The organism is Pseudomonas sp. AC463, assembly GCF_979253585.1.
On the sequence record NZ_CEEDDZ010000094.1, the window covers coordinates 1 to 496 of the forward strand.

The following is a 496-nucleotide window of genomic DNA, read 5'->3' on the forward strand; positions in this document are numbered from 1 at the left end:
GGCTGCGGATTTCGCCGTTTAAGGCGATCACGCCCGAAGAAGCCGATACCGCGGTCGCACCGCTTTATGCCCATCTGCCCGCGATCCGCATCACCGACCTTCTTGCTGAAGTCGATCGATGGACCGGATTCAGCCAGTGCTTCACGCATCTGCAAAGTGGCCGTGTCGCCGATGAACCGCGTGCGATCCTGACGGCGGTGCTCGCGGATGCGACCAATCTGGGCCACACGCGCATGGCGGAAGCCTGCAATGTCGTGACCCAGCGCCAGCTTGGTTGGCTCGCCTCATGGCATCTGCGCGAGGAGACCTACGGCCGCGCTCTCGCCCGGCTGGTCGATGCCCAGCACACCGCACCGCTCGCCGCCCTGTTCGGGTCCGGCACCTCGTCCAGTTCGGACGGTCAGAACTTCCCGCTCGATCGCCGCGCCCAGGCAACCGGCGCGGTCAATCCGCACAAGGGGGCAGAGCCTGCCGTCTCCTTCTACAGCCATGTCTC

The 496-nt window shown here is 65.5% G+C and carries 1 protein-coding gene; it reads left to right on the top strand.

What is annotated here, in order from left to right:
• Positions 1-496 (top strand): Tn3 family transposase (locus AC0IYH_RS29245; RefSeq protein ID WP_471837515.1); only part of this gene is annotated, 496 nt, incomplete at both ends.